The 16,760-nt window shown below is 71.3% G+C and carries 12 protein-coding genes; 8 read left to right on the forward strand and 4 right to left on the reverse strand.

Going from position 1 to position 16,760, the window contains the following annotated elements; all coding sequences use genetic code 11:
• Positions 1–19 precede the first annotated feature (19 nt).
• Both J2850_RS29795 and J2850_RS29800 read right to left on the reverse strand, forming a co-directional pair.
• The gene (locus J2850_RS29795; RefSeq protein WP_209990735.1) at positions 20–799 is read right to left on the reverse strand and encodes a zinc-ribbon domain-containing protein; all 780 of its coding nucleotides are present in this window, start codon (positions 797–799) and stop codon (positions 20–22) included.
• Positions 800–930: 131 nt separating this feature from the next.
• A complete protein-coding gene (locus tag J2850_RS29800; protein ID WP_209990737.1) occupies positions 931–2,592 on the reverse strand; it encodes an electron transfer flavoprotein-ubiquinone oxidoreductase in 1,662 nt (553 codons plus the stop codon).
• Between the two features lie 153 nt (positions 2,593–2,745).
• Between J2850_RS29800 and J2850_RS29805 the strand changes: the two genes are divergently transcribed.
• From J2850_RS29805 to J2850_RS29825, 5 genes are all read left to right on the forward strand, one after another.
• The gene (locus J2850_RS29805; protein WP_209990740.1) at positions 2,746–3,609 is read left to right on the forward strand and encodes a uracil-DNA glycosylase; all 864 of its coding nucleotides are present in this window, start codon (positions 2,746–2,748) and stop codon (positions 3,607–3,609) included.
• 300 nt (positions 3,610–3,909) lie between these two features.
• The gene (locus J2850_RS29810) at positions 3,910–6,252 is read left to right on the forward strand and encodes a lytic transglycosylase domain-containing protein (protein WP_307354596.1); all 2,343 of its coding nucleotides are present in this window, start codon (positions 3,910–3,912) and stop codon (positions 6,250–6,252) included.
• A 63-nt stretch (positions 6,253–6,315) separates the two neighbouring features.
• A complete protein-coding gene (moaB, locus tag J2850_RS29815; protein WP_209990742.1) occupies positions 6,316–6,852 on the forward strand; it encodes a molybdenum cofactor biosynthesis protein B in 537 nt (178 codons plus the stop codon).
• A 26-nt stretch (positions 6,853–6,878) separates the two neighbouring features.
• Positions 6,879–7,892, forward strand: a complete 1,014-nt coding sequence (locus J2850_RS29820; protein WP_307354595.1) for a phosphotransferase family protein — start codon at positions 6,879–6,881, stop codon at positions 7,890–7,892.
• A 106-nt stretch (positions 7,893–7,998) separates the two neighbouring features.
• Positions 7,999–9,744 (forward strand): tetratricopeptide repeat protein, encoded by a 1,746-nt coding sequence (locus J2850_RS29825; RefSeq protein WP_209990747.1) that lies wholly within the window; start codon positions 7,999–8,001, stop codon positions 9,742–9,744.
• A gap of 17 nt (positions 9,745–9,761) precedes the next feature.
• On the opposite strand, the gene J2850_RS29830 is transcribed toward J2850_RS29825, so the two are convergent.
• A complete protein-coding gene (locus J2850_RS29830; RefSeq protein ID WP_307354594.1) occupies positions 9,762–11,255 on the reverse strand; it encodes a sigma-54 interaction domain-containing protein in 1,494 nt (497 codons plus the stop codon).
• Positions 11,256–11,486: 231 nt separating this feature from the next.
• On the opposite strand from J2850_RS29830, the gene J2850_RS29835 reads away from it, so the two are divergent.
• Positions 11,487–13,349, forward strand: coding sequence for a sensor histidine kinase (locus tag J2850_RS29835; protein ID WP_209990749.1), 1,863 nt, complete (start codon positions 11,487–11,489; stop codon positions 13,347–13,349).
• A gap of 25 nt (positions 13,350–13,374) precedes the next feature.
• On the opposite strand, the gene J2850_RS29840 is transcribed toward J2850_RS29835, so the two are convergent.
• Positions 13,375–14,256: a hypothetical protein gene (locus J2850_RS29840; protein WP_209990751.1), complete on the reverse strand. Its 882-nt coding sequence runs from the start codon at positions 14,254–14,256 to the stop codon at positions 13,375–13,377.
• 564 nt (positions 14,257–14,820) lie between these two features.
• Here J2850_RS29840 and J2850_RS29845 point away from each other — a divergent pair.
• Positions 14,821–15,360, forward strand: coding sequence for a TRAP transporter small permease (locus J2850_RS29845; RefSeq protein WP_209990752.1), 540 nt, complete (start codon positions 14,821–14,823; stop codon positions 15,358–15,360).
• On the forward strand, positions 15,357–16,640 hold the full coding sequence (locus J2850_RS29850; RefSeq protein WP_209990754.1) for a TRAP transporter large permease: 1,284 nt from the start codon (positions 15,357–15,359) through the stop codon (positions 16,638–16,640). The genes J2850_RS29845 and J2850_RS29850 overlap by 4 nt, the downstream gene beginning before the upstream one ends.
• Positions 16,641–16,760: the final 120 nt, after the last annotated feature.

Below are 16,760 nucleotides of genomic sequence, written 5' to 3' on the forward strand. Positions count from 1 at the left end.
CGGCCGCGCGGCCGGGCGGTTAATGGCCGGACGGCTTCCCATGCGCCGCCGGTGCGGCATGCTTCTCCGCCGGTGCCGCCGGTGCCGGTGCCGCCGCGGGGGCGTCGGCGGCATGTCCACCGGCGTCCGCCCCGGCGGGCGGCGTGGCGAAGGTGATGGTCAGCTCGGTCACCGGTCCGGGATCGGGCTGGCTGTGCTGGAAGGTCGCCGTCGCCCCCGGCGCCAGCACCTTGTCCGACAGGTGCAGCGCCCAGCTCCGCAGCGGCTTGTGGTCGGCCCCGATGGTGACGGCGTAGAGCGGCGGCAGCTCGCGCTCGTCGCCGGTGCTGTTGACGACCTCGCCGCTCAGTTGCAGCACGGCCTTGCCGTTCTCCAGCGTCTGCCCCGAATGGATGTTGCGCAGTTCCAGCCCCGCGCCGGGGGGCTCCACCGGCAGGCCCACCGTCTCGTAGAGCAGGGCCGCGGCGGGCCACCCCCGCACGATCTGCCCGCGCGCCAGGTAGGCCGCCGCCGCCGTCCCGGCCAGCAGCACGCCGAGCAGGGCGAACCCGGCCACGGTGCCTTTCGCCGGCTTGCCGCGCGGCGGCTTCGACGCTTTCGCCGGCTTGGCCCTGGCCATCGACGGCATGGGCCGCATGTCGGTCGGCGCGTCGGCCATCACCGGCTCGGGCTCCGCCGGCTCCGGCATCTGGCGCCAGACGTGGCCGCACCGGGCGCACTTGACCTTGCGCCCGTCGGATCCGACCGATTGGTCGGGAAGGGTATAGCGCGTTGAACAGGTCGGGCAGGTAACGATCATCGCGCCGTCGCTGGAAGGTTGCCCGTTGGCTTATAGATAGGAGCGCCGCATGGCGCAACGGGGGGAACCCTTATGGCGCGGCGCTCCGTCCCTCCCCGCCGGCGGCGGACGGAGGGACGGGGTGGCCTGCCTCACATGCCGCCCGGATAGTTCGGCCCCCCGCCGCCCTCCGGCACGACCCAGTTGATGTTCTGGGTGGGGTCCTTGATGTCGCAGGTCTTGCAGTGCACGCAGTTCTGCGCGTTGATCTGCAGGCGCGGGTCGCCGCCGTCGTCGTTGCGGACGATCTCGTAGACGCCGGCCGGGCAATAGCGCTGCTCCGGCGCGTCGTAGAGCGCCAGGTTGACGGTGATCGGGACCGACTTGTCCTTCAGCGTCAGGTGCGGCGGCTGGTCTTCCTCATGGTTGGTGTTGGAGAGGTAGACCGACGACAGGCGGTCGAAGCTGACCTTTCCGTCCGGCTTGGGGTAGGCGATCTTCGGCGCCTCGCTGGCCTTCACCAGAGTGGTGTTGTCGGCGTGGTGCTTCAGCGTCCAGGGCGACTTGCCCTTCAGCGCCGTCTCGTAGGCGGCATTCGCCAGGCCGGCCCACAGCCCCTTCTGGAATCCGGGACGGATGTTGCGGACCGCGTACAGCTCCGGCCAGACCCAGGACTGCTTCAGGCGCTCCGGATAGGCGATCACCTCGGGACCATTGTCGGGCGGGTTGCCGGCCCCGCCGGTCAGGTGGTCGAACACCGCCTCGGCCGCGACCATGCCCGACTTCATGGCGGTGTGGTTGCCCTTGATCTTCGGCACGTTCAGGAAGCCGGCACCGTCGCCGATGATCAGGCCGCCGGGGAAGGTGAGCTTCGGGATCGACTGGAAGCCGCCTTCCGACAGGGCGCGGGCGCCGTAGGCCAGACGCCGGCCACCCTCGAAGGTCGGGCGGATCGCCGGGTGGGTCTTGTAGCGCTGGAACTCCTCGAACGGGCTCATGTGCGGGTTCCAGTAGTCGAGGCCGACGACGAAGCCGACCGACACCAGATTCCCTTCCATGTGGTAGAGCCAGCTACCGCCATAGGTCTTGGGGTCCATCGGCCAGCCGATGGTATGGACGATCAGGCCCGGCTTGGACTGGGACGGGTCGACCTCCCACAGCTCCTTGATGCCGAGGCCGTAGGTCTGCGGCTGGCAGTCGCGGCGCAGGTCGAAGCGCTCGAACAGGGTCTTGGTCAGCGAGCCGCGGCAGCCTTCGGCGAAGATGGTCTGCTTGGCGTGCAGCTCCATGCCGGGGGTATAGTTGCCGGTCGGCTCGCCGTCCTTGCCGATGCCCATGTCGCCGGTGGCGACGCCCTTGACCGCGCCCCGGTCGTCGTACAGCACCTCGGCGGCGGCGAAGCCGGGGTAGATCTCCACCCCCAGCTCCTCGGCCTGGCTGCCCATCCAGCGGGCGAGATTGCCCAGGCTGATGATGTAGTTGCCGTGGTTGTTCATCTGCGGCGGAGCGAAGGGGGACTTGTAGGCCTTCGTCTCCGTCAGGTAGAGGAAACGGTCCTCGCGCGCCGGGGTGGTGAGGGGCGCCCCCTTCTCCTTCCAGTCGGGGATCAGCTCGTCCAGCGCATGCGGCTCGAACACGGCGCCGGACAGCAGGTGGGCGCCGACCTCCGATCCCTTCTCGATCACGCAGACGCTCAGCTCCTGTCCCGTCTCCACCGCGCGCTGCCGCAGGCGGATCGCCGCGGCCAGGCCCGACGGGCCGGCGCCGACGATCAGAACATCATACTCCATGACCTCGCGCGGTTCGCGTTCCATAACCAAACTCCCCCACCGGCTTGTTTTGCTGTTCGTTCCCTCGGGATGCCCCGGTATCGTTCTCGGGGGCGCGTGCTTGTAGCACAGTTTGCGTCGCACCCAAATCGGGTATCGGCACATGAAAGACCACACGATCTGTGGTAAGGTCAAACGATGATTGACGTATGCGACATCCTCGACGCGCTGCGCTGGCATGCCGACATCGGCTGCGACGAGGCCATCGGCGACGAGCCGACGGACTGGGCGGCCCTGACCGCCCGCATGCCCGTGCGCACGGCCCCCGCCGCCGCCGGCCGGGCGGCCGGACCACTGCCGTCCGGCAGGGCCGTCCCGGCGGCGGCTCCGCCGCGTCCGCCCGCCCGCCCGCCGGCGTTCCCCGAGTCGCCGGACCAGCCGCTCGGAGCCAGCGAAGCCGGCATCCACGCCCGCGCCCGTGCTGCGGAAGCCGGGTCGCTGGAAGCGCTGGAGGCGGCGCTGCGCGCCTTCGACGGCTGCCCGCTGAAGGCGACGGCGATGAACACCGTCTTCGCCGACGGCAACCCGCAGGCCGCGGTCATGCTGATCGGCGAGGCGCCGGGCGAGGACGAGGACCGGCAGGGCAAGCCTTTCGTCGGCGTCAGCGGCAAGCTGCTCGACCGCATGCTGGCCCAGGTCGGGCTGGACCGCGGCGCGGTCTACATCACCAACATCCTTCCCTGGCGCCCGCCCGGCAACCGCAGCCCGACCCAGGCGGAGATCGCCGCCTGCCTCCCCTTCCTGGAACGGCATGTCGAGCTGGTGAAGCCGCGGCTTCTGGTGGCGCTCGGCGGCGTTTCGGCCAAGACCCTGCTGAACCGCGCGGAAGGGATCACCCGCCTGCGCGGGCAATGGCGCAGCTACGAAGGGGCCGGCGGCGCCATCCCGCTGATGCCGATGCTCCATCCGGCGTACCTCTTGCGCAATCCTATCGCAAAACGGGAGGCGTGGCGGGACATGCTTGCCTTGAAGCAAAAGATCGAGGAAGAAGGCTTAAAGTAATCGCAAGTGAAGAGGAGACGCCGCGGCGCCGTCAAAATCGTTCGTATGAAACGACGGGAAGCGGAACGCAAACGTCGCTGAGTTGGCTCCGGACGCATCTTCCCAACGGGCTAGAGCCTTTTTCCCACGCTCTATAACCCATTGTTTGCACTCGCGAATACCAGCGCCGTCACATTCGGTGCGAATCCGTTGCTTGCGGTTCGCTCGGACGTGCGTTATGCCGTTGCCATGCTCCGGATATTTTGCAATGCAGCATACCGGGCCGCGGATGCGGTCCCGCTGCGGCGGAACCTTCTGGGGGTGCTGGGCCTCGCGGTGGCGTACACCCTGGGACCCGACGGCGCCGTCGGGCTTCGGCCCGCCTGCGCCGCCCTCATCATCCACGCGCCGGACGGTCATGCCGTCGTCCCGCCCGGCCCGGACTCCGTCCCCGACCCGTCTTTCCCGCCCCTGGAACAGGGCGCATCCCCCGACCATGAAACCACCGCCGGAGCGGCACCCGGTGAGCCGGAGGCGACGGACGCCGCCGTTCAGGCCACGCCCGATGCGGGCGACCCCGAAGCAGCCGGCCCCGGCGTCGCGATCGCCGACATGCCGCTCCTCCTCGCGACCGACGCGTACGCCCGGACTGTGCAGCTTGGCGAGGAGGATGCGGAGCGCTACCGCCGCATCTTCGCGCTGCAGGAGCGTGCGGACTGGAGCGGCGCCGACGCGGAAATGGAAAAGCTGACCGACCGCCGGCTGGTCGGCTACGTCCTGCGCCAGCGCTACCTCCACCCCGACCGCAGGGCCGCCTACGAGGAGCTTGCGCGCTGGATGCAGGAGTACGGCGACCTCGCTGGAGCCGAACGCATCCACGGCCTGGCGCAGAAACGCCAGCCCGCCGGCCAGCGCGCGCCGAAGCCTCCGCGCGGGGCGGAGCGCGTACGCCTCGTCGGCTCGCTGGAGCGGCTCGGCGGCCTGCGGACGGTGGCGGCCGGCGACGAGAGTGACGGCGAGGACGGGGACAGCGTCACGGTGGCGCCGCGCAGCCGCACCGTGACCCGCGCCCGCAGCGACCGCGCCGCCGTCGCACGGGTGGAGGAGCTGCTGCGCGGCGGCCGTACCGCCCAGGCGCTGAGCCTGCTCGGGCAGGACGATTTCGGCGGCAGGCTCGATCCGGTGCAGTATGACGCCACCCGGTCCCGCATCGCGGCGGCGCTCTATTATTCGGGTGAAAGCGCCCAGGCGCTGACCCTGGCCTCGGCCAGCGCCGCACGCTCCGGCGAGATGCTGCCGGAGGCGCACTGGATCGCCGGGCTCGCCGCCTGGCGGATGCAGCAGGTCGACCGTGCCGCCCGCCATTTCAGGGCGATGGCGGAGGCGGCTCCGCGCTCCCCCTGGAAGGCGGCGGCGGCCGACTATTGGGCGGCCCGCGCGCTGACCCGGAAGGGCAAGACGGACGAGGCGGCGGCGCATCTGGCTGCCGCCGCCCGTTATCCCCACACCTTCTATGGCCTGATCGCGCTGCGCACCCTCGACCGCCTGGGCGAGGTGCGCTGGCAGGCCCCGGACCTGAGCGGGCGGCAGCTCTCGGCACTGGCCGCCACGCTGGCCGGCGCCCGCGCCATCGCCCTGATGCAGGCCGGCCAGCGCGAGCTGGCGGGACTGGAGCTGCAGCGGGTCGACCCGCAGGGCGACCGGCTGGTCGAGCAGGCGATGGTCGCGCTGGCCGACCGCGCCGGCCTGCCCACGCTGTCGCTCCGGCTGGGCAACGCGGTGGCCGGACCGGACGGCGCACCCTACGCTGCGGCGCTCTATCCGCTGCCGTCCTGGAAGCCGCGCGACGGCTTCGCCATCGACCGCGCGCTGGTCTTCGCGGTGATGCGGCAGGAATCGCGGTTCGACCCGCGGCTGGTCAGCTCCGCCGGGGCCACCGGCTTGATGCAGATCCTGCCCTCCACCGCCCAGCATGTGCAGGAGCGCAATGCCGACATCGGCCGCGAGGATGCCGGCCGCGACGCCCTGTTCGACCCGGCCCGCAACATGGAGCTTGGCCAGCGCTACCTGTCCGAACTGCTGGGCATGCCGGACATCGACGGCAGCCTGTTCCTGGCCGCCGCCGCCTACAACGCCGGTCCCGGCACGCTGCTGCGCTGGCGGCGCGACCTGTCCGACATCTCCGACCCGCTTCTGTTCATCGAGAGCCTTCCCTTCGGCGAGACGCGCGACTATGTGGAGAAGGTGATGGCGAACTTCTGGATCTACCGGCTGCGGCTGGGCCAGGAGACCGCTTCGCTCGATGCCGTCGCCGAGGGCAAGTGGCCGGTCTACACGGCCGTCGAGGCGCGCCGGACCCAGGTCGCGGCGCAGCCGGACATCCTGCCGCCGGTGAAGCCGACGGCGCCCGTCGCCTCGCCGACGACCATGCCGGCCACCATGCCGGCGGCGACCACGCCGGCGGCAGCACCGCCCGCCGCCCCGTCGCCGGACGCCTCGCCGCCGGACGCGGGGCCGGCCGCAGGGCCGGTGGCGGAGGCTGTCGCGGAGGTGCCAGCGGCGTCCGAGGCTTCGGCGGGAAGTTCCGCGGCAGCGGAACAGCCGTCGGGCGGCTCGTCGCCAGAGCCCGTGGCGGAGCAGGAGGACGCCGTCCCGATACCCTGACCGCCGGCAGCCCCCACGGGCGCCGGTCCGACCAACCGGCCCCGACAGGATATGCCCGCCGCCATGCCGAAGATCGACGAAAGCCGCCCCTTCCTTCCCGTGAACATCGCCGTGGTGACGGTGTCGGATACCCGCAGCGCCGCCGACGACCGCTCCGGCGACGCGCTGGCCGAGCGTATCGCCGGCGCCGGCCACAGGGTCGCCGCCCGCGCCATCGTGAAGGACGACATCGCGGCGATCCGCGCCCTCGTGCAGTCCCATGTCGCCGACCCGCAGATCGACGTGGTGCTGACCACCGGCGGCACCGGCGTCACCGGCCGCGACGTGACCCCGGAAGCGGTCGAGGCCCTGTACGAAAAGGCGATTCCCGGTTTCGGCGAACTGTTCCGCCAGCTCAGCTACGCCAAGGTCGGCACCTCGACGATCCAGAGCCGGGCGACCGGCGGGGTGGCCAACGGCACCTACATCTTCGCCCTTCCCGGCTCGCCCAGCGCCTGCCGCGACGCCTGGGACGACATCCTGGTCTGGCAGCTCGACAACCGCCACCGCCCCTGCAACCTCGTGGAGCTGATGCCGCGCCTGCGCGAGCATCTGGCGTGAGCGTCACGGGCATAGGAGTCATGGGCGTGAGCACGACTGGTTTCGACCCCGGCGCCCTCCATGCCGCCCTGACGCGGCTGCCGCGCCTGTCGGACCTGCCGGCCGACGCGCTGGAGCCGATGCCGCTGAAAGGCGTGGCGCACGACCATGTGCGGTTGCGCGGCCGCCGGCTGGTCGCCCGCATCCCGCGCTGGAGCCAGCTCGACCTCGACGCCTGGACGGCGCTCGAACGCCAGGCCGCCGCCTTCCGCCGGGCGGAGCCGTCGGGGCATACCCCCCGCTTCGCCGGCCTCCTCCCGCCCGGCGACGGGCTGCCGTCGGGGGCCCTGGTGGTCGGCGAGGTCGAGGGGCGCCCGCCCGTCCTGCCTGCCGACATGCCGGCCATCGCGCGGGCTTTGGCCGCCCTGCACCGCATGGCGCCGCCCGACCTCTACGACCCGCTGCCCGCACCGGCGGACCCGGTCGCCGCCCTGCTGGCCCAGGTCGAACGGCAGGCGGAATGGTTCGACCGCGCCGGCCTGTCGCCGCAGGCCCGGGATCTGGTCGCCCACGAGTTGGCGGCGGCCCGCGCCGGCGACCTCGACCCGCCGGCGGGAACGCCGGTCCCGCTGACCGCCGTCGGCGTCGATGTCCATCCCGGCAACTTCCTGATCGACGCCTGGGGCAAGGCCTGGTTCACCGACCTGGAGAAGCTGCAATACGGCCATCCCGGTGCCGACCTCGCCCATGCCAGCCTCTACACATCGACCAAATGGGATCCGGCCGTGGATGCGGAACTGGCGCGGGAGGACGTCGCCGCCTTCCAGGACGCCTGGGCGATGGCCGTGCCGGGCGACCTCGCGGACGAGGTGCGGCCCTGGCTGAAGCCCTTGCGCCGGCTGGTCTGGCTGCGCACCTTGTCGTGGATGGCCCGGTGGTCGGCGGAGGGCGCCGCCCTGTCGCCGGGCATGCCGGAGCCCTTGCGCGACCATATGGATGCCCACGCCGCCGACATCCTGCGGCCGGAGCGGATCGAGCAGGTGCGGCGGGAGTGGCGATAGGGGACGGGGCCGGCCGTGACCGCCGCGGGACGGGAGATGGATTCCCTTGCCCCTGCGGTGCCGAAAGTGATGGGATAGGCTCCTTGGAACACAGGGTGACCAGAGCATGACGAGTGTCCGAAACCGGCTGCGGTCGATCTCCCTGGCAGCCTTGATGCTGTCCGCGCCGCTGGCGTCGATCCCACTGGTGTCGATCCCCTTGGCCTCGTTCCCGTTGGCGGCCGCCGCAGCCGGACAGCCGGGAGAGGCGGCGGCCTCGTCCACCGGCAGCTATCTTGCGGGCCGTTATGCCCAGCACCAGGACGACTGGACGGCCGCCGCACGCTACACCGCCGAGGCGCTGGCCGCCGATCCGGACGATCCGGCCCTGCTGCGCCGCAGCTTCCTGCTGCGTCTGGGAGAAGGCCAGATCGACACCGCGCTCGGCTATGCCGGCCGGCTTCTGGGCGACCAGGGCGAGCCGCAGATGGCCCTGACCCTGCTCGCCGCCGACGCTCTGGCGAAGGACAAGCTGGACGAGGCCGACGGCTATGCCGCGAAGATGCCCTCCGACGGCCTGGGCCGTTTCGTCACGCCGCTGACCAGGGCCTGGCTGGCGGCGGCCCGCGGCAAGACCGACGATGCTCTGGCGGCACTGGAGCCTCTGGCCTCGGTCCAGGGGTTCGGCGCCCTCCATGCCCTGCATGCCGGCCTGATCCTCGACCTCGCCGGGCGCAGCGACGAGGCGGCGGCCCGCTATGCCAAGGTGACGGACACCGACGCGCCGCTGCGGGTGGTGCAGATCGTCGGCAACTTCATGGACCGCACCGGCCGCAAGGAGGAGGCGCGCCAGCTCTACCGCACCTTCCAGGCCGGCAATCCCGACGGCCTGCTGGTCGAACCGGCGCTCGACGCGATGGCGCAGCTTCCCGCCGATGCCCGCCCGGTCCCCGACGCCCGCTCCGGCCTGGCGGAGGCGCTGTTCGACCTGGGCAGCGCCCTCCACCACGAGAACGCCGACGAGCCGGCGCTGCTGTTCGCACGGGTCGCCCTGCATCTGCGCAACGACCTGCCGCTCGCCCATCTGCTGATCGCCGACATCATGGCCTCGCGCGACCATCACGACGAGGCGCTGGCGGAATACCGTGGGCTGGAGAAGGATCCGCTGCTGGGCTGGACCGCCCGCATGCGCGAGGCCGACAGCCTCGCCCGCATGGACCGGACCGACGACGCCGTCGCCGTCCTGAAGTCGCTGTCCGCGGACCGGCCTGAGCGCACCGACGCGGCGATCCGGCTCGGCGACGTCTATCGCTATGCCAAGCGCTACGACGAGGCGATCGGCGCCTACACCACCGCCCTGCAGCGCATCGGCGCTCCGGAGGAGCGACATTGGCCGCTGCTCTACGCCCGCGCCATGTCCTACGAGAAGACCGGCCAGTGGGAGAAGGCGGAGGCCGACCTGCAGGCGGCGCTGGTGCTGAAGCCGGACGAGGCGTCGCTGCTGAACTTCCTCGGCTATAGCTGGATCGACCGCGGCCAGCACCTCGACAAGGCCAAGGCGATGGTCGAACGGGCGGCCGAGCTGCGCCCGCGCGACGGCTACATCGTCGACAGCCTCGGCTGGGCGCTCTACATGCTCGGCGACTACGACGGGGCGGTCACCAGGCTGGAGCGGGCGGTCGAGCTGAAACCGGCCGATCCGACCATCAACGACCATCTCGGCGACGCCTACTGGCGCGCCGGCCGCCGCAACGAGGCCCGGTTCCAGTGGACGCGCGCCCTGCGCAGCGCCGACGAGGATACCGACAAGGCGGCGATCCAGGCCAAGCTCGACAAGGGCCTGCCCGAGCTCAAGGCGGCGGCCAAGCAGTAGGGAACGGGCCGCCGGTCTCAGCCCGGACCGTCGATCCCCGCCCGCAGCCCCAGCCGCGCCAGCTTCTTGTAGAAGGCGGCCCGCGAGATGCCGAGGGACCGCGCCGCCTCCGCCGCCCGCCCGCCGCTGGCGGCCAGCGCCCGTCCAAGCAGGGCGCGTTCGAAGGCGTCGAACGCCTCGTCGTAGCCGGGCGGCGGTTCCGCCGGGACGGAAGCGGGCACCGGCGGCAGGCTCCCGGCAGCCGCCGGTGCCGCGGCCTCCAGCGCCGGCAGCGCTTCCGCAAGATCGTCCGCGGTCAGGCGGCGGTTGTCGGTCAGCAGGCAGACCCGCTCCAGCACGTTGCGCAGTTCGCGCACGTTGCCGGGCCAGCGGTGGCGGCCCAGCGCCTCCGCCGCCTCCGGACTCAGGACGCGCAGCGGCAGACCGGTGCGGGCGGCGATCTCCTGCAGGATGGATTCGGCGATGGCCTCCAGCCCGCCGCCCATCTCGGCCAGCGCCGGCAGGCGGATCGGCAGGACGTTCAGCCGGTAGTAGAGGTCGGGCCGGAAGCGTCCGTCACGGATCCGCCGTTCCAGATCGACGTTGGTGGCGGCGATCACCCGCACGTCGACCTTCACCGGCCGGTCGGAGCCCAGCGGCTCGATCTCCTGCTCCTGCAGGGCGCGCAGCAGCTTGGCCTGGAGGCCCAGCGGCATGTCGCCGATCTCGTCGAGGAACAGGGTTCCGCCGTCGGCGGTCTTGAAGCGGCCCTCGCGTCCGCGCCGGTCGAGGCCGGTATAGGCGCCGGGCACCGCGCCGAAGAACTCCGCCTCCAGCAGCGTTTCCGGGATGGCGGCGACGTTGACCCCGACGAAGGGTCGGCCGCTGCGGGCCGACAGGCCGTGGATGGCCTGGGCGATCAGCTCCTTGCCGGTGCCGGTCTCGCCCAGCAGCAGGATGGGCGCGTCGCTGCGGGCGGCGAGACGGGCCTTGCGCTTGACCTCCAGGCAGACCGGGCTTTCCCCGACATAGCTTTGCAGCGTGTAGCGCGGCTGCCGCCCCTCGTCGAGCCGGCGCTTGGTCGCCGCCAGTTCCGCCTCCAGCCGCGACAGCTCGGCCAGCAGCGGCTTCAGCCGGTGCAGGCTGTCATACAGCACGAAGCCGACGGCGCCGATCACCGTGCCGGCATCGTCGGTCAGCGGAAAGCGCGACACCACCAGCCGCTGCGTTCCGAACAGCATCAGGTCGAGCAGGATCGGCTGGCCGGTGGCCAGCACCTGCCGCAGTTGCGACTGGGGGATGATCTCCTCCACCTCGCGGCCGATGGCCAGCGCCGGATCGGCGATCCCCAGCATGCGGGCATACTTCGCGTTGATCCAGACCACCCGCGCGTCGCGATCGACCGCCACCGTGCCTTCCGACTGGGTTTCCAGCGCCTCGAACAACGAGGGCATCGCCCGGCCGCGCAGCAGCGCCACCCCGTATCCGACGGCTTCCGCACCGCCCTGCCGGCCCGTCCCTGCCTCCGCCACGCCGCCCGTTCCTCCCCGCCGCCCGTCTGCCCGTCCACCCGTTATCGGCAGCGGCGCCGGATTCCGCAATCCCGGATAAGGCCGCCCGCACCGGGCAGTTCCATCTTGCCGCAGCCCTCTTGCGCGGCCCCACCCGCACGGTCCATCCTTGGCCAGCCCCCGCCCCACTCCCGCCGGCGGCGGGACGCCCCGACCTTCAGGACCTTCCTTGCCAACCGCACGGCCATCGTCATGCTGACCCTGCCCGCCGCCCTCCTCCTGGCGGCCGTGATGGCGACGCTCTGGACGGCCTGGCGCAGCCGCAGCCTCCCGTCCTTTCCAGGCTGCGGCAATTTCGTGCTGATGCAGCTCTCCGCCTCCTGGTGGGCGACGGCGGCGGCGGTCGAAAGCATCGTGATGGCCCCGGCCGACAAGCTGTTCTGGGCGGAGATGGCCTGGATCGGCATCGTCGGCGCTCCCAGCTTCTGGACGCTGTTCATCTGGTCCTACATCCAGGGAGAGCTGCCGGCGCGCTGGCGCCTGGTACCGGCGGTCGCCGGGGCCGCCACCTGGGTGGTGGCGCTGACCAACGACGCCCACCACCTGATGTACACGGCGACCAAGCCGGTGAGCGGGACCCCCGGCGCAGCGCTCGTCTACGACCACGGCCTCTGGTTCTTCGCCACCACGATCTACCTGTACGTCTTCATGGTGATGAGCGTGGTCGTCACCGCCGGCGGCATCCGCCGCACCTCGCCGGCCCACCGCACCCACTATCTGGGCTTCCTGGTGGCGATGGCGGTGCCCTGGCTCGCCAACATCGGCTATGTCACCGGCAACGCCACGCTGTTCGACCTCGACCCGACCCCCTTCAGCTTCCTGGTGATGGGAGCGGTCTTCTATTGGCTGATCACCCGGCGCCGCCTGTTCGAGCTGCTGCCGGTCGCCCGCGACGTGCTGCTCGACGCGGTGCCGGACCCGGTCCTGGTGCTGGACGTCGAAGGAACGGTGGTGGAGGCGAACCCGTCGGCCTGCGCCCTGATCGGCGGCGCCCCGACCGGCGGGCCGGGACGATCGCCCGTCGGGCGGCGCCTGTCGGACCTTCCCGGCATGGCCGCGCTGGCGCGGCTGGGCGTGCCGGCGGAGGCTCCGCAAGCGATGGCGCTTGCGCTGGACGGCCCCGACGGCCCGCGCAGCTTCGAGGTGACGCGCGTGCCGCTGGGCGCCGGCCCGCGGACCGTCGGCTGCCTGCTGATGCTGCGCGACGTCACCCACCGCCGGCGGGCCGAATCGCGGCTGGAGGACACCATCCGCCGGCTGGACGGCGCCCGCCGCGAGGCGGAGGAGGGTCTGGCCGCCGAGCAGCAGGCGAAGCAGGCGCTGAGCGGCTTCCTGTCGATGGCGGCGCACGAGTTCAAGACGCCTCTCGCGATCATCGACGGCGCAGCACAGCTCCTGCTGCTCGATGCCGAGACCAAGGCGCCGGCCATGCTGCCGCGGCTGGAGAAGATCCGCCGCGCCGTCCGCCGCCAGGTCAACATCCTGGAGACGTGCCTGGCCGACGACCGGTTGAACGACCCGTCCTTCGCCCCGCGGTGTGACCTGCTGGACCTGCCGGCCCTGTTGCGCGCCGCCGTGGCTGCCCAGGCCGACGCCGCGCCCGGCCGCCGGATCGAACTGGCCCTGGAAGGTTGTCCGCCGCGGATGTCGGCGGACGGTCCGCTGCTGGAACTCTGCGTCCACAACCTCCTGAACAACGCCTTGAAATATTCCGGCCCGGAGGGCGCCGTGCTGCTGGCCGCCCGCGGGCGCCACAAGGCCGGCGGGACGCCCCATCTGGAGCTGTCGGTGTCCGACCGCGGCATCGGCATACCGCCGGCCGAAGCGGCGCGGATCTTCGACCGCTTCTTCCGGGCCACCAACACCGGGACGACGCCGGGAAGCGGGGTCGGGCTGAACATGGTCCGCCGCATCGCCGCCCTGCACGGCGGCACCGTGGCCGTCGACAGCCGATTGGGGGAAGGCAGCACCTTCACGCTCACCCTGCCGCTCGGCAAGGACGAGGTGCCGGCCGCGGTACCGGTGCCCGGAAACGCCACGGGCGCCTCCGGCTGAGGCACAGGCGCCGACGGCCGTCCGCTCAATAGCGCGGCAACAGTCCTTTCAGGTAGGAAACGTCGGTTCCCGACGGGCGGCTCACCGGCACGCCGACATCCAGGACATCGATTGCCCGCGGCGAACCCGCCCCCCTATCGATCTGGCCGCCGTCGATCTGGTAGATGCCGGCACCGACCGCCTGCCTCCGCCCGGCCCCATAGAGCGCCCGCATGCGGTCCGCCTCCCCACCGAGAGCGGGTCCCGAGCGATTTTGATCGGGAACGGACAGATAGGGCAGAAACGCCGCGTCCTTCTCCGAGAAGTCGGGGTCCGCGGACACGGAACGGGAGGACGGCAGGCCGGCCCGCTCCGACAGGATGGCCGCGGCGTCCTTCTCGCCGATGCCCCGCAGGGCGGCATCGATTCCATCCAGATCGACGCCGAGGGACTTCATCTTGTAGGCGGCGTCGCCCTCCTTCCTGGTGTAGAGCAGCCGGGAATCGGCGCCTCCACCCGCGAAGAGTCCCACCAGGCCGCCCTGCCCCTGCGCCAGCAGCGGGTTGAGCTCGCGCGCCGCCAGGGCGGCCGATGCCTCCTGCACTCCGTCCTGGCTCAAAGCGGACTTCAGCTTGTCCATCAACGAGGAGCGCCGCTCCAGCGTCGCGCCGAGCGCGTCGCGCAGTTCGTCCGGGCCGGCGTTTCCCCCCGCCAGCAGTTCGGCGTGGTCATTGGCGAACATGCGCTGGGTAGCGCTGACGGCGCTGCTGCGGGCCTGCTTCAGGCGCTGCTTCAATGCGTCATGGACCTCCTCGCCGCTCATCTTCCCGCTGTCGACCAGATCGACGAGCTGGCTGCGCTGCTTGTCGGAGAGCGCGTCGAAGGCGATGAGGGAGTCGCCACGCAGCGACTTCCCGAGCTCGCTCACCGACACTTTGTCCTCGACCGCGGCTCCGGCGACGGATGAACGGGGCTGTGTCGGAACTCTGGCTGCCGCATAGGTCCCGGACAATGCAGCCGATGTGGCAGAAATGCTTGAGATGGTCATTCGAAGGTCCCCCGATGGCTTTGCAAGACTTCCTCCGCCCGAGGCCGCAACCGGGCCGCTTCGCCTCCCTCGGCCGGCACCGCCAGGCCGACCGCCCCCTGCCCGCCGTCCTTGCGCTCTGGTTGAGCGCGAACCGTCGGCCGTCCCCTGTGTCGGGACTCATCACCTGGCGCCGCCATCACTCGCGATGCCACTTCCTGAATACAACAACCTTTGGGCGATTTCCACCGGCATCGGCTTGCGGGCCGCGGTGCCGCTGCGACCCTTCGTCCGATCCACCCGGCGGGCTCGGGAAACCCACCGCATTCGGGGCGGCGCACTGCCGCCCTGCGGGTGCGCCATGGCGGTCATGCCCGGCAGATTGATCCGTCCGGGAGATAGTTTCTTGCATCGATTGCCGGACAACGGGAATAATCCCGCTCCCTCAACCTGGACCCAGGCAACATGAGCGATCACGACCCAACCATCGTCCGGCCGGACCCGACCCCCCGCGTCCCCCTGGCCCTCGAAGAGGTGCTGGTCGCCGTCACCATGGCGGTGGTGGCGCTGATCACCTTCGTCAACGTCGTGGTGCGCTACCTGACCGACGTCTCCTTCGCCTTCACCGAGGAGTACTCCATCGCGCTGATGGTCATCCTCACCTTCCTCGGCGCCTCGGCGGCGGTGGTGAAGGACCGCCATATCCGCATCACCTTCGTGACCGACAAGCTGTCGCCCGCCAACCGGCACCGCGCGGAACAGTTCGCCATGCTCTGCATGGCCGCGATGTACGGGCTCCTGGTGGTCTACGGCGCCTGGGCGACCTGGGACGACTACCGGTTCGAGGTGACGTCGCCCGCGCTCGGCCTGCCGCAGTGGATCTACACGATCTGCCTGCCGGTGCTGTCCCTGGCGGTGCTCGCCCGCACGGTCGGGCGCATGATCCGCATCCACCGCGGCACCGAACCGCTCGAAACCGGACATTTCCCGGAGGAGGAGCCGTGATCTCCATCCTCCTGTTCGGGTCCTTCCTGGTCATGATGCTGCTCGGCGTGCCGATCGCCGCGGCGCTGGGCCTGGCCGGCACCGCGGCCATCGCCTCCGCCCATCTCGGCGTCATTTCGGTGCCGACCAGCGTCTATACCGGCATCGCCAAGTATCCGTTGCTGACCATCCCGATGTTCGTGCTGGCGGGCACCATCTTCGACCGCTCGGGCGTGGCGCAGAAGCTGGTGCGGTTCGCCACCGCCATCGTCGGCCAGGGGCGCGGGGCGCTGGCCGTCATCGCGGTGGTGGTGGCGATGATGATGGGCGGCATCTCCGGCTCCGGCCCGGCCATCGCGGCGGCGGTGTGCGGCGTGATGGCGCCCAGCATGATCCGCGCCGGCTATCCGCGCCCCTACATCGCCAGCACGATCGCCGCCGCGTCGGCGACCGACATCCTGATTCCGCCGTCGGTGGCGCTCATCATCTACAGCGTGCTGGTGCCCGCGGCCCCGACCACCTCGATGTTCGCGGCCGGCATCATTCCCGGCACGCTGGCCGGGCTGGCGCTGATCCTGCCGACGCTGTGGCTGGCCTGGAAGCACGGTTTCGGCGCCAGGCTGTCGCACGAGCCGCGCCCGCCCTTCTGGCGCAGCCTGTGGGACGCCTCGCTCGGGCTGTTCGCCAAGGTCATCATCCTCGGCGGCCTGCGCCTCGGCATCTTCACGCCGACCGAGGCGGCGGTGATCGCGGTCGCCTACGGGCTGCTGCTGGGCATGGTGGTCTACCGCACCGTCAAGGTGCGCGACCTCTTTTCCATGCTGGTGGACGCGGCGGAGATCTCGGCCATCATCCTGACGGTGATCGCGCTGGCCGGCGTCTTCGGCTGGGCGCTCAGCACCCTGTCTGTGATCGACCCCATCGCCGATGCGATCATCCACTCCGGCCTCGGCGAGTACGGCGTGATGGCACTGCTTGTGGTGCTGCTGACCATCGTCGGCACCTTCCTCGACGGCATCTCGATCTTCATCATCCTGCTGCCGCTGCTGGTGCCGATCGCCACCGCCTATCACTGGGACCTCACCTGGTTCGGCGTGATCCTGACCCTGATGATCGCCATCGGCCAGTTCACCCCGCCGATGGCGGTCAACCTGATGGTGGCCTGCCGCATGACCGGCTGTTCGATGGAAAGCACGGTGCGCTGGGTGGTCTGGCCACTGATCACCATGCTGCTGGTGGTCGTCGCCGTGATCGCCTGGCCGGACCTGGCGCTGTGGCTGCCACGGCGGATGGGGTTCTGACGGGCTCCGGCCTTCCGGTTTCGGTGCGGTCGGGGGGGGGGGGGGGGCCGCCCCCCCCCCCCCCCCCCCCACACCCCCCCCCCCCCCCCCCGCGGGGGGGGGGGGGGGGCGGGCCCCCCC

It is taken from the genome of Azospirillum picis, from assembly GCF_017876115.1.
In the GTDB taxonomy this organism is placed as follows: Bacteria; Pseudomonadota; Alphaproteobacteria; order Azospirillales; family Azospirillaceae; genus Azospirillum; species Azospirillum picis.

Coding starts and splice junctions, on each gene's coding strand:
- J2850_RS29805 (WP_209990740.1), top strand. CDS start 2,746: ATGATTGACGTATGCGACATCCTCGACGCGCTGCGCTGGCATGCCGAC.
- moaB (WP_209990742.1), top strand. CDS start 6,316: ATGCCGAAGATCGACGAAAGCCGCCCCTTCCTTCCCGTGAACATCGCC.
- J2850_RS29825 (WP_209990747.1), top strand. CDS start 7,999: ATGACGAGTGTCCGAAACCGGCTGCGGTCGATCTCCCTGGCAGCCTTG.
- J2850_RS29845 (WP_209990752.1), top strand. CDS start 14,821: ATGAGCGATCACGACCCAACCATCGTCCGGCCGGACCCGACCCCCCGC.
- J2850_RS29800 (WP_209990737.1), bottom strand. CDS start 2,592: ATGGAACGCGAACCGCGCGAGGTCATGGAGTATGATGTTCTGATCGTC.
- J2850_RS29835 (WP_209990749.1), top strand. CDS start 11,487: ATGCTGACCCTGCCCGCCGCCCTCCTCCTGGCGGCCGTGATGGCGACG.
- J2850_RS29795 (WP_209990735.1), bottom strand. CDS start 799: ATGATCGTTACCTGCCCGACCTGTTCAACGCGCTATACCCTTCCCGAC.